The 24678-nt window shown below is 59.9% G+C and carries 21 protein-coding genes and 1 tRNA gene; 10 read left to right on the top strand and 12 right to left on the bottom strand.

The window, feature by feature from the left end; translation table 11 throughout:
• Positions 1–160 precede the first annotated feature (160 nt).
• Positions 161–346 (bottom strand): hypothetical protein, encoded by a 186-nt coding sequence (locus tag GSQ73_RS17670; RefSeq protein ID WP_254063446.1) that lies wholly within the window; start codon positions 344–346, stop codon positions 161–163.
• A gap of 282 nt (positions 347–628) precedes the next feature.
• On the opposite strand from GSQ73_RS17670, the gene GSQ73_RS17665 reads away from it, so the two are divergent.
• Together GSQ73_RS17665 and GSQ73_RS17660 are read left to right on the top strand one after the other, a co-directional pair.
• Positions 629–901 (top strand): hypothetical protein, encoded by a 273-nt coding sequence (locus GSQ73_RS17665; protein WP_158886327.1) that lies wholly within the window; start codon positions 629–631, stop codon positions 899–901.
• Positions 902–1315: 414 nt separating this feature from the next.
• The gene (locus GSQ73_RS17660; protein ID WP_158886325.1) at positions 1316–2725 is read left to right on the top strand and encodes a hypothetical protein; all 1410 of its coding nucleotides are present in this window, start codon (positions 1316–1318) and stop codon (positions 2723–2725) included.
• 511 nt (positions 2726–3236) lie between these two features.
• Here GSQ73_RS17660 and GSQ73_RS17655 read toward each other — a convergent pair.
• A complete protein-coding gene (locus tag GSQ73_RS17655) occupies positions 3237–3923 on the bottom strand; it encodes a hypothetical protein (RefSeq protein ID WP_158886323.1) in 687 nt (228 codons plus the stop codon).
• Positions 3924–4080: 157 nt separating this feature from the next.
• Between GSQ73_RS17655 and GSQ73_RS17650 the strand changes: the two genes are divergently transcribed.
• Both GSQ73_RS17650 and GSQ73_RS17645 read left to right on the top strand, forming a co-directional pair.
• Positions 4081–4560 (top strand): DUF2924 domain-containing protein, encoded by a 480-nt coding sequence (locus GSQ73_RS17650; protein WP_158886321.1) that lies wholly within the window; start codon positions 4081–4083, stop codon positions 4558–4560.
• Positions 4557–6167 carry a recombinase family protein gene (locus GSQ73_RS17645; RefSeq protein ID WP_158886319.1) on the top strand — a complete coding sequence of 537 codons (1611 nt, stop codon included), beginning with the start codon at positions 4557–4559 and terminating at the stop codon, positions 6165–6167. Before GSQ73_RS17650 ends, GSQ73_RS17645 begins: the two co-directional genes overlap by 4 nt.
• A 268-nt stretch (positions 6168–6435) precedes the next feature.
• Here the strand turns inward: GSQ73_RS17645 and GSQ73_RS17640 are convergent, their stop codons facing one another.
• The 9 genes from GSQ73_RS17640 to GSQ73_RS17600 all read right to left on the bottom strand — a co-directional run bounded on the left by GSQ73_RS17640 (position 6436) and on the right by GSQ73_RS17600 (position 16834).
• Positions 6436–8121: an ATP-dependent helicase gene (locus GSQ73_RS17640; protein WP_256371891.1), complete on the bottom strand. Its 1686-nt coding sequence runs from the start codon at positions 8119–8121 to the stop codon at positions 6436–6438.
• A 29-nt stretch (positions 8122–8150) separates the two neighbouring features.
• Positions 8151–9947 (bottom strand): AAA family ATPase, encoded by a 1797-nt coding sequence (locus GSQ73_RS17635; protein WP_158886314.1) that lies wholly within the window; start codon positions 9945–9947, stop codon positions 8151–8153.
• Between the two features lie 39 nt (positions 9948–9986).
• Positions 9987–10529, bottom strand: a complete 543-nt coding sequence (locus GSQ73_RS17630; RefSeq protein ID WP_158886312.1) for a hypothetical protein — start codon at positions 10527–10529, stop codon at positions 9987–9989.
• A gap of 736 nt (positions 10530–11265) precedes the next feature.
• Positions 11266–11358, bottom strand: a tRNA-Ser gene (locus GSQ73_RS17625).
• A 76-nt stretch (positions 11359–11434) separates the two neighbouring features.
• Positions 11435–11638 (bottom strand): carbon storage regulator CsrA, encoded by a 204-nt coding sequence (gene csrA, locus GSQ73_RS17620; RefSeq protein WP_158886310.1) that lies wholly within the window; start codon positions 11636–11638, stop codon positions 11435–11437.
• Positions 11639–11882: 244 nt separating this feature from the next.
• Entirely contained in the window at positions 11883–14519 is a 2637-nt protein-coding gene (alaS, locus tag GSQ73_RS17615; protein WP_158886308.1) for an alanine--tRNA ligase, read from the bottom strand.
• Positions 14520–14581: 62 nt separating this feature from the next.
• Positions 14582–15079, bottom strand: coding sequence for a regulatory protein RecX (locus tag GSQ73_RS17610; protein ID WP_254063444.1), 498 nt, complete (start codon positions 15077–15079; stop codon positions 14582–14584).
• Positions 15080–15150: 71 nt separating this feature from the next.
• Positions 15151–16188: a recombinase RecA gene (gene recA / locus GSQ73_RS17605; RefSeq protein WP_158886304.1), complete on the bottom strand. Its 1038-nt coding sequence runs from the start codon at positions 16186–16188 to the stop codon at positions 15151–15153.
• Between the two features lie 136 nt (positions 16189–16324).
• Complete coding sequence (locus tag GSQ73_RS17600) at positions 16325–16834, bottom strand: CinA family protein (protein ID WP_158886302.1); 510 nt, start codon at positions 16832–16834, stop codon at positions 16325–16327.
• A gap of 153 nt (positions 16835–16987) precedes the next feature.
• On the opposite strand from GSQ73_RS17600, the gene GSQ73_RS17595 reads away from it, so the two are divergent.
• Entirely contained in the window at positions 16988–18469 is a 1482-nt protein-coding gene (locus tag GSQ73_RS17595) for an FAD-dependent monooxygenase (protein WP_158886300.1), read from the top strand.
• A 73-nt stretch (positions 18470–18542) separates the two neighbouring features.
• Here the strand turns inward: GSQ73_RS17595 and GSQ73_RS17590 are convergent, their stop codons facing one another.
• Entirely contained in the window at positions 18543–19520 is a 978-nt protein-coding gene (locus GSQ73_RS17590) for a hypothetical protein (protein ID WP_305793800.1), read from the bottom strand.
• A gap of 79 nt (positions 19521–19599) precedes the next feature.
• Here GSQ73_RS17590 and GSQ73_RS17585 point away from each other — a divergent pair, with 79 nt between their 5' ends.
• From GSQ73_RS17585 to GSQ73_RS17565, 5 genes are all read left to right on the top strand, one after another.
• Positions 19600–20214 (top strand): thymidylate kinase, encoded by a 615-nt coding sequence (locus GSQ73_RS17585; RefSeq protein WP_216844804.1) that lies wholly within the window; start codon positions 19600–19602, stop codon positions 20212–20214.
• 40 nt (positions 20215–20254) lie between these two features.
• On the top strand, positions 20255–21007 hold the full coding sequence (locus GSQ73_RS17580) for a hypothetical protein (protein ID WP_158886298.1): 753 nt from the start codon (positions 20255–20257) through the stop codon (positions 21005–21007).
• Positions 21008–21127: 120 nt separating this feature from the next.
• A complete protein-coding gene (locus GSQ73_RS17575; protein ID WP_216844803.1) occupies positions 21128–21772 on the top strand; it encodes an aspartyl/asparaginyl beta-hydroxylase domain-containing protein in 645 nt (214 codons plus the stop codon).
• Positions 21773–21945: 173 nt separating this feature from the next.
• A complete protein-coding gene (locus tag GSQ73_RS17570) occupies positions 21946–23709 on the top strand; it encodes a fatty acyl-AMP ligase (RefSeq protein WP_158886294.1) in 1764 nt (587 codons plus the stop codon).
• A complete protein-coding gene (locus tag GSQ73_RS17565) occupies positions 23706–24671 on the top strand; it encodes an NAD-dependent epimerase/dehydratase family protein (protein ID WP_216844801.1) in 966 nt (321 codons plus the stop codon). The genes GSQ73_RS17570 and GSQ73_RS17565 overlap by 4 nt, the downstream gene beginning before the upstream one ends.
• Positions 24672–24678: the final 7 nt, after the last annotated feature.

The raw sequence follows: 24678 nt of genomic DNA, 5'->3' as shown, positions 1-24678 counted from the left end.
TGCACGGCCCATCACCGCGTCGCTCTGATACGGGTTTGCTTCCTGCGAGATTCCTCGGGTGCGCGCGTAGTTGCCCTCGGTCCATGCCAGCAGTGAATAACGACCTTCGGGGCGCTTCATCGCCTGCAGTTCAGACTTTCGCAATTGCATTCTCTGAAGCTTACCCGGCACGCTCATAACTCCCCAGGCGAATCACCGACGACACGTCGTGAAATTCGACGCTTACGGATTTGGCGCTGCGCACGTGTTCGTCGCGGGCAACCGATCGCGCCAGCTCGATGGCTGCGGCGAGTTTCAAGTCGCTGAACAACGCCAAGCCCATGCGGCGGACACTCCACAATCCCATGGCGTCTTGCTTGACCGTGTACAGAACCATGCGCGGCGCTCACTGGAAAAAGAATCGCCCCGCTCATCGTTTCTACCTGACATCCTGATGTCGGCTTACGCCTGACGTCCTGTCGGTTGGTCCTGACTCACGGGGCACGCACAGCGTGGCGCCGCGGCCACCTGGCCGGCATCGGCGCTGGGTGCTGGTGTTTGTAGGGGAATGCCGCCGACCTGTTGATTCTCCAGTGTTGCCAAGCCCCGGACCATAGGGCTCAATACGCGTTCGCAAAGGAGCCCCACCGTGAACGCGCTTGAACGAACCCTGATGTTTGCCGTGATGGCGATCCTCGTCCTGACGGGCTTGGGCTGCGACGAATTTCACAGCGCAGACCATCTGCGCAACTCGGCTCCGTCTGATCCTTCCGCGTACTTCGAGAATGACGGGTTACGCGCAAAAACCCTTGACGCTTGCCACAGTGGAAACGACGTACAGCAGGCTGTATGGGCGAAACTTGAGGCTTGCCGGATGGCCGCGTCGGCCGACATCGCAAAGCGCCATGGCTGGAAGCCTTGATTGCGGTGTTGGCTGACGAAGGCGTTGTCCAAACAACTCACCACGACATCCCGATTGAAGTGAGGCGCGACACGCGTCAGTTCTGGATTGCGAGCTTCAGCACATCACATGGCTGGACAAGAGTCGAACGAACTACCGCAGACGCAGCACTTTTGGCCGCCAAGGCGTACATCGACCTCCACCTCGCAGGCGGTCTGAATTTCGCTGAAGGCACTATCTACAAAATTATGCTCGGCGCTCACCTGTTGGCTCTCCGACTTGTGTATTCCACGCCGAGAGGTCACCAGTTTCCAACGGCATCGGGCCGATCAGTTACGGTAACCAGCGTCACCAACGGCTTCAAAAACTGGGTTTGGCCAAGTGAGCTAAGTCGGTTGCAGTTAAAGTGTTTCCGCCTCGAAAGGCCTAGGCTCCATGAATCTAGACAAGCACTTTCTCGCAATATGGCAACGCGCACTGGATCTCCCTGACCTGCACAGCTTGAACAAAGGTCTAGTGGCGTCCTGGGCGACCGAACAGCAACTTCCAATTGCAGCCATCGAAGAGCGAGAGATAGGGGATTTCAACCCAATACCTTGTGTGGTCCTTCGTGTGTCTGGTGGCGAGGCTTGCTTTCCAAGAATTTCAGCTCAAGGCAATCCGCTTTGGGGAAAAAGACGTATCTCCGCTGAACATCAGGCGAGCCTTTGGGAGAAAATGGAGTGGTTCTCTCCATTGTGGATCCCTACAGGAACGACCCAGCTTCTGCTCAAAGAAGTTGAGCTTTGCAATCGCGAACGCGCGCTCGAGTTGTTTGATCACCACACATCAACGATCTACACACTTGCTTTCCAAGCGGTCTGTATCGCTCAGCTGTTACAGAAGTCCGCTTGTCTACGACACTTTGTGCCACTGGCGCGCGAGGCATATCTAGCTTTCTACAGCGGCTATCGGGCATCAAGCATCGCTGCCTTGATCCCAGCTATCGAAGGAGGCCTGACGAAGATTGTGCAAAGCTATGGCGATCGTCTAAATACCTCAGGGAAAATAGACATCGCCATTGATCGATCGATCGCTAAGGCAGCTAAGTTTCACTTTGGCGATGCTTGGGTTCCTCCGGAGTACGCAACCGTCGATTTTTTATTCGCCCTAAACGAGCGCGTCTATTTTTTCGAAACTTTCCGGCGCTGGTTGAAGCGATCTTTTTTCCGACGTACGGGTGAGTACGATGGCCTCACATGGCTTAATCGACATCTTTTTGCTCACGCCATGGATTCTTCATGGCAGCAATCCGGCAACTTTCGAAGGATCGTAGTCGCCTTAACAACATTGGGCGTGGTTGAGTCTTGGTGCAGCGAACTGGATGGCGTCTCGTTCTTTTTCCCTGATATGAATGATGACAGCACTCTTCTTTGGGAACAGGGTCAATTTCAAGCACAAGCGCAAATCCATTTAAAGCTTATCGAGCAAAAACGTTATGAAGATCATGGTCGCTTGGTACCAGAGATGCCTACTGACAACGGTGTGATGTTACGTAAGGCGGTGTTGTCTGAGGACTGCATTAATGACCTCGTTCGTCCCCTCCGCAATGCGGGCTGGATGGTTGCGGTCGGTGAGCCAGATGAAGAGGCTCTATGGGTCGTGGTTGTGGCTAGCGGCGGAAACAAGAAAATTTCTGTGGCGCTCCTCTACAGCTGTGCCACGGACAATATGATCTACCGAAATTTAGAAACTGAATGTGACGTCATCCTCTATCGCGGCCCGCCGTATCATCAAGAGCAATTCGCGTACGGAATCAAGGTGCATGTTGGACCTGTCGCAGGTTGGCAGCCACCCCGTGCCTAGTTTTGCAACGGGCATCAAGACGTAGCGTCCTGCATGCTCCACCAGGAGCCGGCGAGCTTGGTCACCTCTCTTAATTTATATCGAATCGGTTCTGCTCAAGAGTGCAACGCCTTGTCGGAGGTCCTTGGGCGACAGTCGCTTTGCATTCTCAAATGCATGTCGATACTCGTGGGCCGACCAAAGCCACGCTTCCTGAATCTCGTAGCGCGTGTTGTAGAGAATCCAGATCAATCGGTCCCACTCAAAATTGCTGGCTCTGGGAACGAGGGTAACGGCGCTTCCCTTTTTCCCGCTCGGGCGATTTGCTTTCACTTGGTAAGTGACGTCGTTGAATCGGAAGTCATGTCCTCGCTGAACCGACGTGGCGCCTTGCATGCTTTGCGAATAGACGTCTAGCGAGCAGCCGACGAGATGCGCTGCATCGTATTCCGATAGAGCCGATGTGATCGCTGGCGCGTTTCCGAATGCTTGTTCCCATCGAAGCGCGATGTCCACCAACTCGCGTCTTAGATCATTCATGAGAAGCCTCAGTCACTTGGATGAATGCGAGATCGATCGTTTGATAGAGTAAACGGATCGCCGTCGCGTAAGACGATACTGCGATGCCAACAATGACCAGAAGTAACAGGCCGCCAAACGCTTGCCCAGCATGAATGCTGCGCGCATAAGCTGGAATCTGCTCAGACAGCACTGCATTGCTCACAAACCAAGTGGCGGCTGCCCAGCCCACGCCAAGCGTCCACATCATTCGTTGAACGCGCTCCAACGAACGAGCGCGCACGAGCGCGATAGCTGCAAGCAACGACACCCTTTTGTGCCTCTGAAGACTAGCCAAATACTTGGCAAAACGATCGACACTCTTCACATCAACCGCGCGCGTGGCACTTCGACTTGGTAGAAGAAACGTAACGAGCCCGGCCGATAGGAAGATCGATGCGCAAATGGTCGACCATGCAGATTGCGATTCTCCGAAAAAAAACGAGATGAGATAGAGATAAACAACCAGACCCAGTGCGTAACAAGGAATGAGTAAGAGGGGGCGGACATTGGCTTGGAAACCTCGCCACCCAAACAGTGGTGTGCGGAGGTAAACATCGCCGCCCAACCTCATCCACGTCGTGCGCGATTCCGACGTTTCATCAAGAAACGCGAGTTCAGCCTCATGCATCGCGTCTTTTACCTCTTCCACAATACTCATCGCGCTCTCCTCTGGCTTCATAGATCTGGCAAGATTGTGAGGCCTCCATCGCCGAGTCCGAGACTGCCTATTCCATCAGTCGTCGATACGGCTAGATAGAGAGATTTCGCTTGACTGTCTGCCCGGGCAGAGCGTGCATGGTGCTACGGAGGGCCCTATGCCACGACAAACGCGCAAACCCGAAATTCCTGCACCGATCGATCCTGATACACCCCTAGAAAAACTCACCGCTGCCCAGCTCAAGCTGGTTTGGGAAGCAACGTTCCCCTGCCCGCCCCTGCAACCGTTTTATCGATCCCTCGCCATTCGGCTGATCGCCTTTCATCGCCAGGAACTGGCCGACGGTGGGCTGAGTCCGGAGCTTCGCCAGCAGTTGGCCGAATACGCGCCCGGTGGCGCCAGGGACGCGGCACGTCGCGCCCAGCCGCGGGTGAAACCCGGAACACGGCTCTTGCGAACGTGGCGTGGCCGGCTCTATGCCGTCACTGCGGGCGATGGTGAATTCATCTACGAGAACCGTCGCTACCGAAGTCTTTCGGTGATCGCTCGGGAGATCACCGGCACGCCGTGGTCGGGGCCGGCATTCTTTGGTCTGAAGACCGCGGCTGCGCCGATCTTAGAGGTCGACGCGTCATGACCGACACACGGTCGATACGGTGTGCGATCTACACCCGGAAATCGTCCGAGGAAGGCCTGGAGCAGAGCTTCAATTCGCTCGATGCACAGCGTGAGGCCTGTGAGGCGTACATCACTAGCCAGCGTCATGAAGGCTGGCAGTGCTTGCCTAATCGTTATGACGATGGCGGCTTCTCCGGTGGCAATCTCAAGCGCCCTGCCCTGGAAGCCTTGATGGTCGACCTGCGTTCCGGCAAGGTCGATCTGATCGTGGTCTACAAGATTGATCGGCTCACCCGATCCCTCATGGACTTCTCCTCTCTGGTGGCGACCTTTGATACGCACAAAGCGTCCTTTGTCTCAGTCACCCAGCACTTCAATACCACCACTTCCATGGGACGGCTCACTCTCAATGTCCTGCTGTCGTTTGCACAGTTCGAGCGGGAGGTGACCGGAGAACGCATACGCGACAAGATCGCGGCCTCCAAACGCAAGGGCATGTGGATGGGAGGACGGATGCCGCTGGGGTACTGCACCAAGGACCGGCAGCTGCTGATTAAGGAAGACGATGCGGCCTTCGTACGACATCTCTTCATGCGGTATCTGGAGCTCAAGAGTGTGGCGCTGCTCAAACTCGAACTGGACCGAGCCGTTGGCAAACGGTTCTCGCGCGGGGCGCTGTATCTGTTGCTGAAGAACCGGCTCTATAAAGGCGAGATCGTGCACAAGGAACTGGTTCACGCCGGACAGCACGAAGCCATCGTCTCGACGGGCCTGTGGGAGGAGGTGCAGCGGCAACTCGACGCCAACCGTGACGAGCGGAAAATCCGCGCCGGCGAAGAAGAGGCCAGCCTGCTCTCGGGGTTGCTGTTCGACAAAGCCCGAAACCGACTGACGCCGACGCATGCGGTCAAACGCGGACGGCGCTACCGCTATTACACGCGCCGCGCCGGAGTTGGCGAATCGGCGATGCCCAAGCTCAGCGTGCCGGCCCACAGTCTGGACGCCATCGTGACCGACACGTGGCGCGACCTGCTCAAGGAAGCGGATCTCGATCAAACCCTGGAAGTGCCGGATGAACGAGCCGAGGCGGGGCTTTGGCTGCGCCAGGCCGCGACGGCGCTGCACGATACGTGGGCGAGCCGCACACTGCACGAGCAGCGCCTCATTTTCGAGACCATCGGCGTCAAGGTCGTAGTTGATCAGGACGCGCTGGTCTTCAGTCTCCCCGCCGCGGCACTGCGCGGTTACCTTCTACACGACGAGGATCAGCCTGCAGTGGACGAACGCTCCTGCCGGATCGAACGCCGCCGACATATCACCGTCGACCGGCTAGGTGGAGAGCGTCGCGTGCTCGATGCGGCCGCCAGCCAGAAAATTGGCGTAACCGCCCGCCACGAGGTGTTACTGGCAACAATGGCTCGCGGCCGACGCTGGTATGAAGACCTTACGCAAGGTCGTGCAGCCAACATCGCGGACATTGCGCATCGCGAAGGCGTCACCGATGCGTCGATCCATCACGTGTTGCAGTGTGCTCTCGTGCCAGCGGCGCAGATTCAGCGGCTGCTGGATGGACAGGCTGATCCAGACTTCAGTCGAGCGTCGGCGTTGAGAGGGTTTCAGGGCTGAGAGGCTCTCGCCTTCACGACAAGCGTATCAGATCAGCAAGAAGCGGACTTCCGCACACTGTCGGAAATGGTCGTTCATATTAGACCAGCGGCATTCGCCACCTAGAAGTGTTCGATGTCGCCTCGAATCTCCAGTGAATGCTTTCACTGCAAGGCCATTGAGCTACGCGGTCGCTCATCATCAAATTTGCGAATAGGTCTTTCCGACAAGTGACCTCGTTCGGGCCTTCAGTTGGTTGAATCGTTGCCTCTGAGATGCAGCCCTGCGATTAGAGAAAAGGGCAGCCATCGCGCTGCGGGGTCACGATCGTCGCGCGGCGGATGGCCCGCGTAACCGCGACGCGCATCGCCAGCCGCGACTGCGCGATACGCCTAGCGTCAGCGTTAGCAGCCACGATGCGTCCGAAGAACGTGCCCTCGTAAATGACGACCTCATCGAACTCCTTCCCTTTGGCCTTGTGGATCGTCATCACGTGCAGCCCGCGCCACTCCTTCTGCGCGGAGACGAAATGCTCCTGGAGCAGTGCCTCGCGAAGTGCCGCCTCCGCACCTGCATAGTCGCCCCGCATCCTCCACATCTCACTGAGCGCCGTACGCAGAGCGGAGCCCCTGTGCAGCAGGCGAAGAAAACGCGCGTCCTCGGCCACCCGAGCTACTTGGGGCGCGGTGGACGTGGCGATCAGCTCTCGCATGGCAGCCCAGTCTTCCTCGGGGTTTGCAGAGAACCTGAGATTCGCGCGTTCGGCCGCGATCCTCTGGCACTCTTTGACGATGAGCTCCCTGTTCTTGCCGCGGATCTTTCCCGTCGACATGTAAGTGCCGATTGCGCCAGCGAGGTCCATCTCCGCCTGCGCAGGAGCTTTGTTTCCACCACGGCCACGGATGTGCGTGTGCAGCGTGGCGACCAGGCGTGATGCAAGCGCCGCAGTAGGCCCGCCTCCCAGCAGCACGGCGATGACGTTTGCAGCCAAAGATGGCGACTCCGCGTCCATGGCCACATCGTGCCGGAGTGCGGGCAAGCCATCCAGCTCCGAAGACAGGTACTGCGAGAACTGCAGCATGAATGCCTTCGATGGCACGAGGACGGACACCGAAGTGTTCGGCTGACCGCGCAGGCGCCGGAGTGCGGCCATGACCTCCGCCTTCGCCCTGAAATGCGGACTCTGGTTTTTGCGGAAGCCGTAACGCACGATCTTCACGTGCGTGTACTCCTTGCCGCGGCTCCGATCAGTCAACAAATCGTTGCCGAAGACAGTGATGTCTGTCCCGCTGCTTCGGTGGTTCTCGCCCGAGAAATCGAAGCTCCCCGGCCGGAACGCCTCAACGAACTCCCCCAAGCGACGGGGATCCGCACCCCGGAATTCATAGATGCGTTGGTCGGGGTCGCCCAGCGCGATCAGGCGGCTATGTCGACCCAACTGGCGGATCAGCGCCCACTCATCGGCATTGGTGTCCTGGAACTCGTCGAGGATCACCGTGGGATACGCGTCGCAGTAGATGTTCACCAACCGGTCACTGCGCTGAAAGAGCTGTGCGACCAGCCGAGCGAACAGGTCGAAGTGCAGCCGGCCCTCCTCTTCGAACAGACGAAGCATCTCCTGCTCGCGAGCGCCGGCATCCACATCAGCGAAGTGGGCCGCGGCCTCTGGTGGCGGTAGAAGGGTGATGGCCCTCGCGGTGTTCAACAGGTAGCCGTGGCTACGCAGGATGCTCCAGGCGAACCCGTGGTACGTGTTGATCTCAAGGTGCTTGAGCTCCTCGTGCGAAATGAGCTCCGCCGCCTTCTCGATGATGCGCGCGACCGTCGCTCTCGCAAAACTCAGGAATAGAACCTTCTGGCCCGGCTTCAATGTTCCGCTGGCAACCTGCTGCCGGGCTTTGATGAGCGCCACGTGGGTCTTACCTGCGCCGGGGCCAGCGAGGGCCAATGCGTGTCCGGGGTAGGCTAGGAACATGAGCTTCTGCTGACTCAAGACCATGGACTTCAAACCGCAGTGGGCTCGGCGGAAGGCGCCGGTGGCTCTGGAGGCGGAGGCTCGATGACCCGGAATATGCCGTGCAGGCATCTGGCGATGTATTCAGGCATCTCTTGCCAACCCGTGCAACACGCCAGCAGATCGGCCGCTTGGCCGCTACCTTTGCCCCAGGCGAAGTATTCCGCCAGAGCGCTCTTGAGCGTCGCCAAATCGGACTCTGCATTTGGCTTCACGCGAATCAAGTGCTGTGGCCAGTCGCCGTCTGCCAACACGCCCAGCGCATAGCGCCAGATAGCGTTCTCGTTCGTCCCCTGCAGCACCAGCGCCTCGAATCCCTTCGTGTGCGATTCGTACGGGTAGTCAACGGCAGCACGGATGACGGCAAGCTGTGCCTCTTCCTGTTTGTCGAAAACCGCGAAGACGGTCTTGCCCAGAGCCCTGAAGAAGTTACCGAGCGGTGCGACTTGGGAGTCCGTCTTGGCATCGATGACCGCCACGCCAAGCGCCTCAAGCGACTTGAAATACTTTGGATCGGTCTGGCTGAGCGTACGCGCAGCCGCCGACAGCGCGTCAAACTCTGTGCGTCCCTCAACGATGAGGACGTACTTGGCGAGTAGTGCCTCGCAGAAGCGCGCCCGGAACTCCGCCTTGTAGGCCTTCGGCTTGATCGCTGGCGGCAGGCTGGCGGAAACGGTGGTCAACACGCCACTCGCACGCTTGAACACCTTGATCTGCGCTGGCTCGAACTCCTCAAGTACGTACGGGGAGTGCGACGTGAAGAGGGCCTGCGCCGACTTCTCGCGCACGCTGTTGACAATGCGTTTTTGCGTGTGTGGAGGCAGCGCTGTCTCGGGCTCCTCCATGGCAAATATAACGTTCTGCTTGAGCTCGGCGATGATAGACAGCAGTGCAAGCACCAGCATATTGATGGTGCCAGTGCCCTGGTGCTGATACGGAGCCGCGTAGGTGCTGCCATCCGGGCGCTTCACGCCTGTGCCCATAAAAACGGTCAGCGTGCGGCGCAGGGTTTCGCGCGTGAGATCCGAGACGCGCATGTGCGGATCTTCCGCCCAGTCAGACGGAACGAACTTCTTGATCGAGGCCTGCACTGCGGCCAGCAGTGTGGTCACGCCGAGCTCGGGCTTCTCGGCGACCGGCAGGATGCGCAGCGAACGCAACAGTTCCTCCCACATTTTGAGGCGCGATTCCTGAAGGCGCAGGATCACGTCGAGCAGCGAGCCACGCTCCAGGCTGAGCGCGCGCGAGCCGGTGCGCACCGTTCGCAGGTAGAGGAAGCCGCAATTGCGCTTGTCGGAGGCGCGGAACGTCTGGTAATCACCGGCGCCAATTGGGGTGGGCATTGCGAAGAAAGTGTTGCCCAGGAAGTCATCTTCCTCCGAGTCGTAGACGCCACGGAAGAACACGCGCAGTGCGGGCCCGACCCCGGCGGCGTCAGTGCCCTCGACCGGCGGACCGGCCAGCAGTGTCTTTGCGTTCGCGTCCCACCATTCCAGGTGTTCGCGGAAGTGCCGAAGCTGCTCGTCGTTGAGGTCGGCGACGATGACCTCGACTGACAGAGGGATCGACAGCCCTTCAGCACTGAGATACTGGCCCGCATAGAAGTCGTGCTCGTCTACAACGGGGCGACGAGAGAGCCGCTCTGGTCCCAACACGAGGTCAATCGCCTCAAGCACAGTCGATTTGCCCGCGTTGTTGTCGCCAACGAGCACGCTGTGCCCATCGAACTGAACTGTGCCCTCCGCGATCCCTCGGAAGTTCGCGATCCTGACCTGAACGATCTTCATCGAGCCTCCGTGTGCCTCGTCAGTGCAGCCGCCTACAATTCATGTGAAGTCGAAGAAATCGGCCAACAGCAAGCCGTTCTTTCCACGCTCTCGCCCATCTATGCAGAGAACCTCGACGCTCTCAATGGAGAGTAGTTCCTTTCTGAGGTCGCGGGACGGCAAGAACACATCAACCTCCTGACCATGCCGATTCGGAGATAGAAACGCGACGCGCAAACGCTCCGGATTAAAGGCACGGATGAATGCTTCCACAGAAGCGACAACATCAGGCATGTTACGAAAAGCATCTGGCTGAAATGGCCCTGCAAAGCACCATCGACCCGACCCCATCTTGCCTTTGGTTTTTTCTATGAACTCCTTCGGAGTTTCTCCGTATTCGTGTGGCGATGTCAGGCGCAAGTACAGGCGCCGTTCGTTGCTGAGGTGATAAATCTCTGGAAGTCGCTTGTGATCGGCCGCCGAAGGAGGAACACCCTCGGTGCCCAAGCGACGATCTTGAAATAGAGAGCGAAGGGTCGTGCTCTTCCCAGAATCTTGCGGCGCGACGACAAAGAGTGCTCGTTCAAGAAATAGGTTCATCATTCCCCCAATTCAGTTGCCTAACTATTGAATATGCGGCTAACGGGGCCGTTGTACACACACCCGTCGCGCCGACGGTTTCTGACGCAACCCCTTGTTCTTTGCAATGTCTTTCTTTGCCGTGTTGAACCAAGTCACGCGCTGGGGCGTCCGCTTTGGGTCCAGGCTGTGTGAAAACTCCAAAGCGGCTTTCCCGCTGGGCAAAACATGAGCAATTCGCTCGGTGAGCCTTCGATTTCAGGGCGCTCGTGTTCGAACATTTGTCAAAAATTCGCGCGCGCGGTCGATGTGGAAAACGTAGCCCGGCGTTTTCACACAGCTTGAGTCGGCACCAGATTCTTTGTGATCGCCAGAGGGCGGATACGGCACTACCGATCAGAAACGTGCGACGGTCGTTGCTTGTCATGTGGCATCCCTCGTTCTTTAGCGCTTTTGAGAATGCCCGGCTCGGTTCGTTATGTGCGAGCCGGTCAACAATGCTGGCATTCCCCAGAATGCAAGGTGTAACGACTGAAAAGCGTGAGAAAGGCTGCTGGAACATTAGTCTGGCATTCAATTGCTCGATAGGACTTCGGCATCCGTACCAAATTTTGAGCACAAAAAAGCCGCAGAGAAGATTCTCAGCGGCTTGTCTGTTTGGCGGGCGATCCAGAATTCGAACTCTCAGTAAGACTTCTGACCCTGAAGAAAATCTAGCCACAAAAAAGCCGCAGAGAACGTTCTCTGCGGCTTGTCTGTTTGGCGGAGAGAGAGGGATTCGAACCCTCGATAAGGCTTTTGACCCTATACTCCCTTAGCAGGGGAGCCCCTTCGGCCGCTCGGGCATCTCTCCAGGGATTTTTCCGCATTGCTGCGGAGCCGACAAGGATACTAACCGGCATGTTCAAGGTAAAGACTTCTTTCGGCAATCAGCCTTCGCTTGATTCGCCAGACACGGCATCCGAATCGTGCTCGTTCTTGATGCGTTGGTAGATTTCTTCGCGATGGACGGCGACGGTTTTGGGTGCATTGATGCCGATGCGCACCTGATTCCCTTTAACACCTAGAACAGTGACGGTCACCTCGTCGCCGATCATCAGGGTTTCACCGACCCTGCGGGTCAGAATCAACATGTTTTGCTACTCCATATTCTTGTTACAGGCCTGTGGATCGGGGTGCTTCACCCCTGAGTACCAGCGATCCGCGGTTCGACGAAGCGTCCATCGAAGGCCCTACCCGCCTTCCCGGCTCTGACCACGACACCTTTCGGAACCGTGGCAGGCGGCCGCCTACAGGCGACACACCGATTTGCGATAGTAGCCGAGCGTTTACGCCCCGCGCAATCCACAATGTTGCAAGACGCATGAATTGGATGTGTCAACGCGATAGCTGACCGGCAATCCATGATGGAAGATCCGCAAGAACGCCCGGAAGATTGGCCGCATCCATGCCGCCACCTTGGGCCATATCCGGTCTGCCGCCACCTTTGCCATCGATCAGCGACGCGATGTGCGCAACTACGCTGCCGGCTTTGATGCGGCCCTGCGCGCTTCCGTGCACGCCAGCAATAAGGGATACGCGACCATCTGCCGCACCAGCCAGCACGATTACGCAATCGCCGAGTTGCTGCTTGAGTTGGTCCACGCTGTCGCGCAACGATTTGGCGTCGAGACCTTCGAGTCGCGCGGCCACCACCTTGATGCCGTCCACGTCTTTTGCGGTGCACGCCAGATCGGCCGTGGCCGAACCGGCTGCCTTGCTGCGCAGAGAATCCATTTCGCGTTCCAGCTTTTTCTGCCGATCGAACAGCTGGCGCAGTTTGTCGACCGCGTCATCGCCGCTGCTTGAAAGCAGTTGCGAGAGCTCCGCCAGCCGCCTCTCCTCCTCAGCCACGTAAGCAAGCGCACCTTCGCCGGTGACCGCTTCGATGCGGCGCACGCCCGACGCCACGCCGGATTCGCCGACGATCTTGAACAGGCCGATGTCGCCCGTGCGATCGACGTGCGTACCGCCGCAGAGTTCCGTGGAGAAATCACCCATCTTCAGCACGCGAACTTCGTCGCCGTACTTTTCTCCGAACAACGCCATCGCGCCGAACGCGATCGCTTCGTCATACGCCATGCTGCGGATCTCGGCGGCCGCGTTGCGGCGCACTTCGGCATTGACCATCGTCTCGACCGTGGCCAGCTCGTCGTGGCTCATCGGCTTGAAATGTGAGAAGTCGAAGCGCAAGCGTTCCGGCGCCACCAGCGAGCCTTTCTGCGTAACGTGGTCGCCAAGCACCTTGCGCAACGCGGCATGCAGCAAATGGGTGGCCGAATGATTGAGCACGATCGCCTGGCGACGCGAAGCGTCGATCTGCGCATCGAGCATGTCGCCGGTGCGCAATGGTTGCGTACCGTGCCAGCTTCCTGCGTGACCAAAAAACACGCCACCCATCTTGAGCGTGTCGGCAACGCCGTAGTGGCCTGCGCCATTGCGCAGCAGGCCGGTGTCACCGACCTGCCCGCCGGACTCGGCATAGAACGGCGTGCGATCCAGGATCAACAAGCCCGCTTCGCCGTCGGCCAACTGGTCGACCTGCTTGCCGTCGCGCACGATGCCCAGCACCTTGCTGCGGTGGCTGTGCATGGCTTCGTAGCCGAGGAATTCGGTTGGCATGAGCTGGCTGGCGAGTTCGGCCGGCATCTGCCCTTTTGCTTCGAACTTGCCGGCAGCGCGCGCGCGCGCGCGCTGCTCGTTCATCGCCAGCTCGAAACCAGCCATGTCCACTCCGAGGCCGCGCTCGCGCGCGATATCGGCAGTGAGATCCACGGGAAAACCGTAGGTGTCGTAGAGACGAAAAGCATCGGCACCCGGAATGGTTTTGTCTGACTTCCCGGCGACATCGTCAAACACGCGCATGCCGTGCTCCAGCGTTTCGCCGAAGCGCTGCTCTTCGTTGCGAAGTGCGTCCTCGACGAAGCTGCGTTTCGCGGCGAGGTCCGGATACGGCTCGCCCATTTCCTCCACCAGCGGAGCAACCATCTTCCAGAAAAAATCGCCACGCACACCAAGCATCCAGCCGTGCCGCAACGCACGGCGAATAATCCGACGCAGCACATAGCCACGACCCTCATTGGATGGCAGCACGCCATCGACAATCAGGAACGAACACGCACGGATGTGATCGGCAATCACGCGCAACGATTTGTTGCCGAGGTCCGCTGTCGACGTCAGCTCGCCGGCCACGCGGATGAGATGCGCAAACAGGTCGATCTCGTAGTTGGAGTGCACGTGCTGCAGAACTGCCGCGAGTCGCTCCAGCCCCATGCCGGTATCCACGCAAGGCGCGGGCAGCGGACTGAGCGTGCCGTCGGGCGCGCGATCGAACTGCATGAACACCAGGTTCCAGATCTCGATATAGCGATCACCATCTTCGTCCGGTGAACCTGGCGGGCCACCGGCGATATCTGCACCATGGTCATAGAAGATTTCGGTACACGGACCGCACGGACCGGTGTCGGCCATCTGCCAGAAATTGTCCGAGGCAAACGGCGCACCTTTATTGTCGCCGATGCGCACGATGCGCTCGGCCGGGATGCCGACTTGTTTGTTCCAGATGCCGTAGGCCTCGTCGTCGGTGTGATAGACGGTGACCCACAGCTTGTCCTTCGGCAGCTTGAAAACGTCGGTCAGCAATTCCCACGCGAACAGGATCGCGTCCTGCTTGAAGTAGTCCCCGAACGACCAGTTGCCGAGCATCTCGAAAAATGTGTGATGGCGTGCGGTGTAGCCCACCGCATCGAGGTCGTTGTGCTTGCCGCCTGCGCGCAGGCAGCGCTGCACATCCGCGGCGCGGACGTATCCCGGTTTTTCGCTGCCGAGGAAAACGTTCTTGAATTGCACCATGCCCGAGTTGGTGAACAGCAGCGTCGGATCGCTTGCCGGCACCAGCGAACTGGAGGACACGATGGTGTGGCCCTTGGAGCGAAAATAATCGAGGAAGGTGGCGCGGATGTCGGAGGTTTTCATGCGGATCGTGGTGGCAGGCGAGAAAGGTCACGCAGCGGTCGGGCCCGCCGATCCGTCGTCTGTCAGGAAACGTCGTCGGCAGCCTCGTCCACATCGGCGTGGGTGACATTCCGTACTGTGGCGGCGGCAAAGCCGCGGCGCAAGAGGAATTGCGCCCGCTTGTTTCGCTCCGCCGGGTCGTTTGTGCCAGCACCGTAGCGGCGTCGCAGCTGTGCAGCGGCCATGACATTCCAGTCGATGTCGACGGCTTCCAGCAATTCGCGGATGCGCGCATCGGCCAAGCCATGGCTTTTCAGCTCCACACGCAAACGCATTGGCCCGTATCCCTGTGCGATGCGGCTGCGCAGAAGCATTTCGCTGAAGCGATCGTCGTCCTGGTATTGCTGCTCGCCAAGGCGATCGATGGCCGCGCTGGTTTCCTCGCCTTCGTAGCCGCCCTGGCGCAACTTAGTTTTCAGCTCGCGACGCGAATGTTCGCGACGCGCGAGAAGTCCCAATGCCTTGTCGTAGGCGCTGCGTTTCGGCTTGGCCGGATCGTCCGGGCCCGGGCGGCGTTTCATGATCACGCAAATGCACATGGCCCGGACGAGCCGGGCCATGTTTCCTGCAGCGTAACGTCAAGCATCACGGATCACGCTTCCTCGAGCGCCTCTTCCGCCGATGCGGCTGCGGGCTTGCTTATCGGTACCAGTAGCCGCTCGCGCAGCAGCTTGTCGATCTCGTTGGTGGTTTCAGGATGCTCGCGCAAATACTGGCGCACATTCTCCTTGCCCTGGCCGATGCGATCGCCGTTATAGCTGTACCAGGCACCGGATTTGTCGATAAGGTTCTGCGCCACGCCCAGCTCGATGATCTCGCCTTCGCGCGACGTGCCTTCGCCATAGAGAATCTCGAACTCGGCCTGACGGAATGGCGGCGCCACCTTGTTTTTGACCACCTTGACGCGGGTTTCCGAACCGATGATCTCCTCACCCCGTTTCACCGCGCCGATGCGGCGGATGTCCAGGCGCACCGAGGCGTAGAACTTCAGCGCATTGCCGCCGGTGGTGGTTTCCGGGCTGCCGAACATCACGCCGATCTTCATGCGGATCTGATTGATGAAGATCACCAGCGTGCCGGATTTCTTGATGTTGGCGGTGAGCTTGCGCAGCGCCTGGCTCATCAGGCGAGCGTGCAAACCGACGTGCATGTCACCCATTTCGCCCTCGATTTCCGCCTTGGGCGTGAGCGCGGCGACCGAGTCGACCACCACCATGTCGACCGCGCCGGAGCGCACCAGCATGTCGGCGATTTCCAGCGCCTGCTCGCCGGTATCCGGCTGCGACACAAGCAAATCATCGACCTTGACGCCCAGCTTCTCGGCGTAGGTCGGATCGAGCGCATGCTCTGCATCGATGAACGCTGCGGTGCCGCCAGCACGTTGGCAGCTGGCGATTGCCTGCAGTGTCATGGTGGTTTTGCCGGAGGATTCCGGACCGTAGATCTCGACCACGCGTCCGCGCGGCAAACCGCCGACGCCGAGCGCGATATCGAGACCAAGCGAGCCGGTGGAAACCGTTTCGATCGCTTCGTTGACGCGATCGCCCATGCGCATGATGGCGCCCTTGCCGAACTGCTTTTCGATCTGGCCGAGAGCGGAAGTGAGTGCCTTGCGCTTGTTGTCATCCATCGTCTTGAATTCCGGTTGGGCTGTGAATGGGAGGCATGATGCCCGTTGCGGGTCTCATGGGCTGCGATCAGGAAAATCCACAGCGGCTCAGCAAGTATCCCATACCGGTCAAGCGCCCCAAGACGCGCCCGACACCTCATTCCGTCAGTGTTTTACGCACGCCGATGAGCGCTGCCGCCACGGTCTGTCGGCGCACGGCCTCACGATCGCCGGGAAAATGAAACAGCGTGGCGTGCGCGTAGCCGCCGCGACGTTTCCAGCCGATCCACACCGTACCGACGGGCTTGTCTACCGTGCCGCCGGAAGGTCCGGCGATGCCGGTCACGGCGACCGCCACGCCTGCGCCAAAACGCGCCAGCGCGCCGGAGACCATCTCCAACGCCGCTTCTTCGCTCACTGCGCCAAACTTTTCCAGCGTGCGCGGATTGACGCCGAGCAGCGCTTCCTTCGCCTCATAGCTGTAGGTCACCACGCCAGCGTCGAACCAGGCGGAGCTGCCGGGCAAATCCGTGAGCGTCTTGGCGATCCAGCCGCCCGTGCAGGATTCGGCGGTCACCAGCATCAGTTTGCGCGGCGTCGATTCGGCCGCAACCTGTTCGGCCAGAGCCCACAAATCCGCATCGCTGGGACCAGACGATAAACCCATCGAAACACTCCGTTAACGGACCTTATTGGCCCTGCCCTATTGTTCTACCTTGCCAGCCGCGGCCTGCCAAGACTTGACCCCGTAGTTACGCCACACGTGCAGATCGGGCGCCCACATCGAACTATGATGGCTGGACCCTCACGAGGAGTTGCCATGAACGCTCAGGTCCTGATCGTCGGCGCCGGTCCGGTCGGATTGACGATGGCAGCGGAGTTGGCCCGCTACGGCGTGCCGGTGCGCATCATCGACAAAGCGGCCGAGCGAACCGACAAATCGAAGGCGCTGGTGTTGTGGAGTCGGACGCTCGAACTGCTCGACCGCGCCAGCGGCAGCGGTCCCTTCATCGATGCAGGACGCAAGGTGCATGCGGTCAATCTCATCGCCGGCAACCAGCTGATCGGACGAGTGGAGTTGGGTGCGATCGAAAGCCCCTACCCATGGGCGTTGATGATTCCGCAATCGGACACCGAACGACTGCTGGAAAGTCATCTCAACGACTTGGGTGTACGGGTAGAACGGCAAACCGAACTGATGAATTTCGACGATGTCGGCGGCAGCGTGACGAGCCTGCTGCAACATGGCGACGGAACGCAGGAGCACATCGAAACGCGCTGGATGATTGGCTGCGACGGCGCGCACAGCACGGTGCGGCATGGGCTAGGGCTACCATTCGCAGGCGACACGCTGAAGAGCGACTGGATCCTCGCCGACCTGCACATCGCCGGCATGCCATTGCCGGATTCGGAACTGGGCATGTATTTTCACCCCGAAGGCGTGCTGGCGACTTTCCCGATCGGGCCCGGCCGCTATCGGGTGATCGCCGACCTTGGCCCAGCGCAGGGCGAACACCCGGCCGAACCGACGCTGGCCGAGGTGCAGGCCGTGATCGACCGTCGTGGTCCTCCTGGTCTGACGGTATCGGATCCGATCTGGCTGGCCGCATTCCGCATCAACGAGCGCAAGGTGGCGGACTATCGGAGCGGCAATATCTTTGTCGCCGGTGACGCCGCACACGTGCACAGTCCAGCCGGCGGCCAAGGCATGAATACCGGCATGCAGGACGCGTTCAACCTGGCCTGGAAAATCGCCATGACCGCGCAGCGCCGATGCACCGCCGCGGTACTGCTGGAGAGTTACAGCGTTGAGCGTAGTGCGGTAGGCGAGCAGGTCTTGTCGAATGCTGGTCGTTTGACTGCATTGGCAGTCACCAAAAGCCATGTCTTGCAGGCGATTCGCGATCGGGTCGTGCCGTTCCTGCTCGGGTTTGCACCGGTGCGCCACGCGATGATCGACACCATGTCGGAGCTCGCGATTCACTATGCGAACAGCCCGCTCAACGGGAACGTCGCGCATCGCGTCAAAGGTCCGGGCGTCGGTGAGCGTGCACCGCCGATCGCAGGCCAGACACCGTTCGGTGCCGGTGGTATTCCGCGCTTTGCGTTGTGCGCCGAACAGAGCGTTGCGGCGGCAGCCCTGCTTGCGCGCTATCCCGCGTTGCTGGACGAAACCTTGCGGGCAGCCTACGGCGTCGGCGGCTTGTGGCTGGTGCGGCCAGATGGTTACGTTGCCGCCGTGGCCACGGTCGACGATATCAAATCGCTAGTCGATCACCTGGATACGCTCGCTTATCACTGAGGCAGTCCGCATCGCCCGTCGGTATCGAAATACAGGCGGACGTTTTGCCCTGCACGCAGCGCTTCCGCTGATTTCATGCAGCGCGAGGATTTTCTTCCTTCACCGCATATCCCCGTTCGGCCATGACACGCGCCACGGCGGCTTCGGCTTCCTTGAGTACATTTGCGAGCGGCTGGTTCGTATCGATGTCGACGATCTGTGCGCCGCTGTAGGTCAGTAGCGGCGTCACGGCAATCTTCCGGCTCAGAGCTTCACGACGGTGGTCGGGTTTGCGCGCGCAAGCCGTGTCCAGATCGACGTTGAGCCTCAGCACCAGATCCGGCCGATGGTTCGCCATCCACTCGAAAATGGCGTGTTCGTGTCGTGCCAGAGCGAGTACGGGCCGCGATCCCTGCGAGGCCTCGGGGAAACCGGGGCCATCGTAGGCACCGGGAATTTCGAGCTGAGGAAAACGGTCGGTAACCACGATGAGCCCGCGCTGCCTGAGGGCGAGCATGCGCTTGAAACGGCGTCGGCGCCGCAGCGTGAAAGCGCTGATAACCAGCGCCGGGAACAGGCTCGGTTGCTTGTCCTCCTTGATTCGGTCATTCACGTCATCGGACTTGCGACGGATCAGACGTTCCATGGCAGCACCCACGAGCGGCAATCGCCCGAGCGAGCGCCCTACATTGCCCGCCTGCTTGCCCAGATGAACCGTCCCGGCTGGCCCATAACGGCCGATCCATTCGAGGATGTGTTCGCACACGGTGGATTTGCCCGAGCCATCGCAACCGATCACGGCAATCAATGGCGCCATCGCGCTGGACGGTGCCTGCATCGCTATTTCCGAATCAAGAAAGTTGTTCACAAATTGTACCAGTGTGCAGTCGTTCGAAAGCCGATGACAACCGCAAGCGCATGAGATGGATGAGGTCGCAATGACTGCAACGTCGCGGGATTCCCTATCTGAGGACTGCAACTGATGGACGCAAGATAAGTCGTGTAATAAAATCTTAACTTCTGTAAATCGGTGATCTGGTGTGCCCCTTTCGTCCCAGTCATCCGGTGCCAATCAACCGTTGCGAGTCATTGCGCTTACGGGGTGTGATGGCTCCGGCAAATCGACACTCGCCGCGGAGCTTGTTGCGCAGTTGCGCAAGCAGGGTCCGACCGAGCCGCTTTATCTCGGCCAATCGTCAGGGCGGATCGGCGAGTGGATTCACACCCTTCCCATCATCGGCGCGTCATTCGGCCGCTATCTGATGCGCAAGTCGGAGCGTGTCCACGATCAACCATCCGCACCACCGGGCAATGTGACAGCGCTGGTCATTTACCTGCTCTCGCGCTGGCGTGCCCACAAATTTCGTCGCATGTTGGTCATGTGCCGCCGCGGCGTGGTCGTGGTCACTGACCGCTACCCGCAAGCTGAAAAGCCGGGCTTCCTTTTCGATGGCCCGCAGCTGGCGAAGACCGTTAATGGCAACTGGTGGGTTCGCAAGCTCAGAACCCGCGAGCGCCGGCTTTACGAGTGGATGGCGGCCAACGTTCCGTTGCTGGTGATCCGGCTCAATGTAGACGCAGAAACGGCCCATGCCCGCAAACCCGATCACAAGCTGGCTTCGCTGCGCGAGAAAATTGCTGGATGGCCGCACCTCACATTCAATGGCGCCCGCATCCTTGATCTCGATGCCAAGGAAGATGCCACCACGATCCTCGACGTCTCGCTGCGCTCCGCACGCGCAGCACTGCAGTGGCCACAAGCGTGAGCTTGCACTTGTCGTCACGCACACCAGATCGAAACTCGCATTGAAGCCGAAAGCATTCATCGACGCATCCGAAGCACCCGTCGCCGGACTCGTCGCGGTGGTCGGCTGTGACGGCACCGGCAAGTCGACACTAACCCACGACCTGGTCAAGACGCTGGGCCAAACCAGGCCGACGGAATGGCGCTACATGGGATTGGTCTCCGGCGAGAGCGGCGACAAGATCAAGCGCCTGCCGCTGATAGGTCCACGGCTGGAGCGACGTCTCGCGACCAAGGCTGCGCACGCTCAGGACATGCGCAACAAGTTACCGGGCATCTGGGGCGCGCTCATCATGTACGGGTTGTCGCTGTGGCGCGCAGCACAATTGAGAAAGGTACTTCGGCTCACGCAGCGCGGCGTGTTGGTCATCACCGATCGTTACCCGCAGGCGGAAATTACCGGGTTCCGTTACGACGGTCCCGGGCTGGGCCTGGAACGCAGCAAGCATTGGCTGGTACGCAAGCTGGCAGCCCGCGAAGAACAGCTGTATCAGCGCATGGCGATGATCCGACCGGCCTTGGTAATCAAGCTGGATATCGACCTCGCCACCGCACATGCGCGCAAGCCCGATCACGGCCCAGCCGAATTGAGCGACAAGATTGCCGTCATGGCGAGATTGCGTTTCAACGGTGCACCGATCTTCGATCTCGATACCCGTGTGCCGTATGCCGAAGTGCTTGAAAAGGCGCTGCATGCCATCACTTCTGTCACTTCAACGTCCCGGCACGCCGAGGACGCCACCGCCAATGTTTAAGACGACATGGACACGATCTCTCCAAATTCATTCCAGGCACCCTTATGGCGCCGCCTGCTTATCCGAGGCGGAAAGCATTTTCTCCGCGGAGTCGGCCGCTTCCAGGCCCGGCATTCGCTTGTGCCCACCACGCCGGCGATCGACAACACGTCATTCGGCTGGGTGCCGCAACTTGAAAATGCGTGGCCCGAGATCCGCGAGGAACTCGATCAGCTACTTCAACATCCCGAAGACATTCCGGCCTTCCACCAGCTTTCGCCTGACCAGCAACGCATCTCCAAGGGCGACAACTGGAAGACGTTCGGCTTTTACATCTATGGCAAACGGGTGGACGACAACTGCGCGGTATGTCCGCGGACGGCTGCTCTGCTGGACACGTTACCGGGCGTTCGCAGCGCGATGTTCTCCATTCTGAAACCGCGATACCGCATCGCCGCGCACAAGGGCCCGACTCGTGCGGTCATCCGCGCACACCTGGGCCTGAAGGTGCCGGCCGACTGGCGCAACGTCTGGATTCGTGTCGACGACCAGATATTGCACTGGCAGGAGGGCAAGGTGATGCTGTTCGACGACACCTACGAGCACGAAGTACACAACGATACCGACGAACTTCGCGCGGTATTGTTTCTCGATATCGACCGACCGATGGACAAGATCGGCACGCTGTTCAACCGTCTCCTGCTGCGCTTGATCCAGCTTAGCCCCTATGTTCGACAGCCTCTCAAGAACATCGCAAGGTGGAACCGCGAGCACGGCCGGCGTTGATGTCAAAAACGAGGGCGCGGAGGCGATCGGACGTTATACTCTCGCCAAGTTACGAAAGTTTGAATAAATTCATTAACAAAACGTTCAATTATGCTACGATTGGGTACAGTAAGCCGCTGATACACTCCGGGGTTGGCCCAGTGATGCGGTTCTCGTGAGAACACAATAAAACCATGAGCGCAGACGGAAACATTGCGATTGAAGCTGGGCACGCCACGCCCACTCGGAACACGGTGCCATTGCGCCGTGCCGATTTCACCAGCCTCGCTGAAGCGCTGGATTACGCCGCTCGTGGTGTCACGGGCGCCAATTTCTATGCTGCCGGCAAGCTCGAAACCGCGTTGCCCTACCGAACGCTTCGCGCACAGGCGCTTGAACTTGCGCAGCGGCTGGCATCGCTTGGACTCCCGCGTGGATCGCGCCTTGCGATCGTGGCGGAAACCACGCCGGACTTTTTGCGTTTCTTCTTTGCCTGCCAATACGTTGGACTTGTGCCTGTAGCGTTACCGTCAACGGTCAACCTTGGCGGCCATGACGCTTATGTGCAGAAGCTTCGCGGCATGTTGCAGGCATGCGAGGCCTCAATTGCTGTCGCGTCGAATTCGTTCCTCGGATTCCTCGGCGAAGCCGTGCGTGGGCTTGACCTTGCCATGTGGGGCGAACCAGCCGCTTTTGACCAGTTGCCGCAAGAAGATCTGGAATTGCAGGCGACCGGGCCGCAGGAAATTGCCTATCTGCAATTTACGTCCGGCAGCACCGGAACTCCCAAGGCCGCCATGATTACCGAGCAGGCCCTGCTCGCGAATGCATACGGCGCGCTCAATCACGGCTTGGACGTGCGCGACACCGATCGCTTCGCGTCGTGGCTGCCGTTCTATCACGACATGGGTCTGGTCGGCTGCCTGCTGACGGTGATGGCAGGTCAGCGTTCGATCGACTATCTCGATACCCGCGAGTTCGCAATGCGTCCCCGCCGCTGGCTGGAGTTGATGAGCCACGGCAAGGCGACCATCGCATACAGCCCACCGTTTGGTTACGAGATGTGCGCGCGCCGCGTACGGCCGGCGGACATCGCCTCGTACGATCTTTCCAACTGGCGCGTCGCGGGAATCGGTGCGGAGCCTATCCTGCCCGAAGTGCCCGAACGCTTCGCAGAGCTGCTGGCGCCAGCAGGCTTCGACGCGCGCGCGTTCGTGCCTTCCTACGGCATGGCCGAGGCTTCGCTTGCAGTCAGCTTCTCCCCCGTGGGCAAGGGCATCGTGGTCGAATGGATCGACCCGGCCGACCTCGCTGAAAACCTGCGCGCCACGGCAGTCACGCCAGGCACTGGCACTGGTTTCGTGCGCTGCGGTGGCCCGCTGCCCGGTCATGAACTCGACGTCTGCGACGACGCAGGCAATCAGCTGGCGGATCTTCACGTCGGCCGGATCCGCGTGCGTGGTCCCAGCCTCATGTCGGGATACTTCAAGCAGCCGGAGCTGACAGCCAAGGCGTTGGGCGAAGATGGCTGGCTCGATACCGGCGACGTCGGTTACATCGTCGATGGCGAGGTCGTGGTCACCGGTCGCCACAAAGACATGATCATCGTCAACGGTCGCAACATCTGGCCGCAGGACATCGAGCGCATTGTCGAACGGCAGCCCGAACTGCGTTCGCAGGACGCCTCGGCATTCGGCGTTCCCGGCCCCAATGGTGCGGAAATAGCGGCGGTCGTGGTCCAGTGCAACACGCTTGATCCCAATGCCCGCGTCGCTCTGGTGCAGCGCGTGCGTCGTGAGTTGCTTGAAGAGCTGGGCATCGCCTGCATCATCGAACTGGTCCCGCGCCATACGCTTCCGCGCACGTCGTCCGGCAAGCTGTCGCGTTCGGCAACGCGAAGCGGATACCTTGAACGGCAGGCACAGGAGCCGGTTTACGGCGCCGTAGCCTCGCGGTGAGCGAAGCGGATGGCATCGGGAAACCGGTGGTCGCACTGACGGGCGCAACAGGATTCATCGGCACAACGTTGCGCAAACAACTTCTTGCTGCCGGCTACGATGTGCACGCGCTGTATCGACCCCGAAATGGCCGTGCGCTGCGAGACGAGCCTGGCCTGACGTGGGTTCCGGGCGAACTCGCCGACCACGATGCCCTGTCGAATCTGATGAAAGATGCCCAAGCCGTGGTGCATTGCGCCGGCAGCGTTCGCGGTGCGCGTCGATCCGACTTCGATCGAGTCAACGCGGACGGTGTCCGGGACGCGGCTCAAGCGGCAGACCGTACACCGGGATGCCAACGTTTTCTGTTGCTGTCGTCCCTCGCAGCCCGTGAACCACATTTGTCCGATTACGCAGGCAGCAAACGGCGTGGCGAACGTGCGCTGGAAGCCAGTGCAGGACGGTTGCACTGGGATGCATTGCGACCACCTGCCGTCTATGGGCCCGGCGATCGCGAGATGTTGCCGCTGTTTCAAAGCATGGCGCGCGGACTGGCGCCCATACCCGGCAACGGGCGCGGAAGGTTTTCGCTGATCCACGTCACCGACCTCGCGTCTGCCGTGGTGGCCTGGCTGAAAGCCGGCACTGGTTCCGGAAATACCTATGAGCTCGACGACGGTCATGAAAATGGCTACGACTGGAATACGGTGCTGGGGACGGCAGCTCACGTGTTGCGCGGCAATGCACCGATCCGACGTGTACCCATTCCCGCGCCATGCTTGCGACTGGTCGGCGGCGTCAATCTCGTCGCAGCCCGCGTGTTCGGATACGCGCCCATGCTAACGCCCGGAAAAGTACGCGAAATCACCCACCCCGATTGGGTGTGCGATGGAAGTGCCTTCGCCGGAGCGACAGGCTGGCGGCCCACCATCGGTTTCGAACGTGGTCTCGCCGATACGCTTGGCAGACCTCTGCCGCACTGAAAGGAGT

The sequence above is a fragment of the Rhodanobacter sp. L36 genome, assembly GCF_009765755.1.
Classification (GTDB): domain Bacteria; phylum Pseudomonadota; class Gammaproteobacteria; order Xanthomonadales; family Rhodanobacteraceae; genus Rhodanobacter.
Note: the sequence above shows the minus strand (reverse complement) of the source record. Positions and strands in the feature narration are given on the sequence as shown.

Excerpts from the sequence above, each read along its gene's own strand:
- recA (WP_158886304.1), bottom strand. The coding sequence starts at position 16,188 with ATGGATGACAACAAGCGCAAGGCACTCACTTCCGCTCTCGGCCAGATC.
- GSQ73_RS17660 (WP_158886325.1), top strand. The coding sequence starts at position 1,316 with ATGAATCTAGACAAGCACTTTCTCGCAATATGGCAACGCGCACTGGAT.
- GSQ73_RS17670 (WP_254063446.1), bottom strand. The coding sequence starts at position 346 with ATGGGATTGTGGAGTGTCCGCCGCATGGGCTTGGCGTTGTTCAGCGAC.
- GSQ73_RS17630 (WP_158886312.1), bottom strand. The coding sequence starts at position 10,529 with ATGATGAACCTATTTCTTGAACGAGCACTCTTTGTCGTCGCGCCGCAA.
- GSQ73_RS17635 (WP_158886314.1), bottom strand. The coding sequence starts at position 9,947 with ATGAAGATCGTTCAGGTCAGGATCGCGAACTTCCGAGGGATCGCGGAG.
- GSQ73_RS17645 (WP_158886319.1), top strand. The coding sequence starts at position 4,557 with ATGACCGACACACGGTCGATACGGTGTGCGATCTACACCCGGAAATCG.
- GSQ73_RS17600 (WP_158886302.1), bottom strand. The coding sequence starts at position 16,834 with ATGGGTTTATCGTCTGGTCCCAGCGATGCGGATTTGTGGGCTCTGGCC.
- GSQ73_RS17610 (WP_254063444.1), bottom strand. The coding sequence starts at position 15,079 with ATGAAACGCCGCCCGGGCCCGGACGATCCGGCCAAGCCGAAACGCAGC.
- GSQ73_RS17655 (WP_158886323.1), bottom strand. The coding sequence starts at position 3,923 with ATGAGTATTGTGGAAGAGGTAAAAGACGCGATGCATGAGGCTGAACTC.
- alaS (WP_158886308.1), bottom strand. The coding sequence starts at position 14,519 with ATGAAAACCTCCGACATCCGCGCCACCTTCCTCGATTATTTTCGCTCC.
- GSQ73_RS17595 (WP_158886300.1), top strand. The coding sequence starts at position 16,988 with ATGAACGCTCAGGTCCTGATCGTCGGCGCCGGTCCGGTCGGATTGACG.
- GSQ73_RS17570 (WP_158886294.1), top strand. The coding sequence starts at position 21,946 with ATGAGCGCAGACGGAAACATTGCGATTGAAGCTGGGCACGCCACGCCC.
- GSQ73_RS17640 (WP_256371891.1), bottom strand. The coding sequence starts at position 8,121 with ATGTTCCTAGCCTACCCCGGACACGCATTGGCCCTCGCTGGCCCCGGC.
- GSQ73_RS17650 (WP_158886321.1), top strand. The coding sequence starts at position 4,081 with ATGCCACGACAAACGCGCAAACCCGAAATTCCTGCACCGATCGATCCT.
- csrA (WP_158886310.1), bottom strand. The coding sequence starts at position 11,638 with ATGTTGATTCTGACCCGCAGGGTCGGTGAAACCCTGATGATCGGCGAC.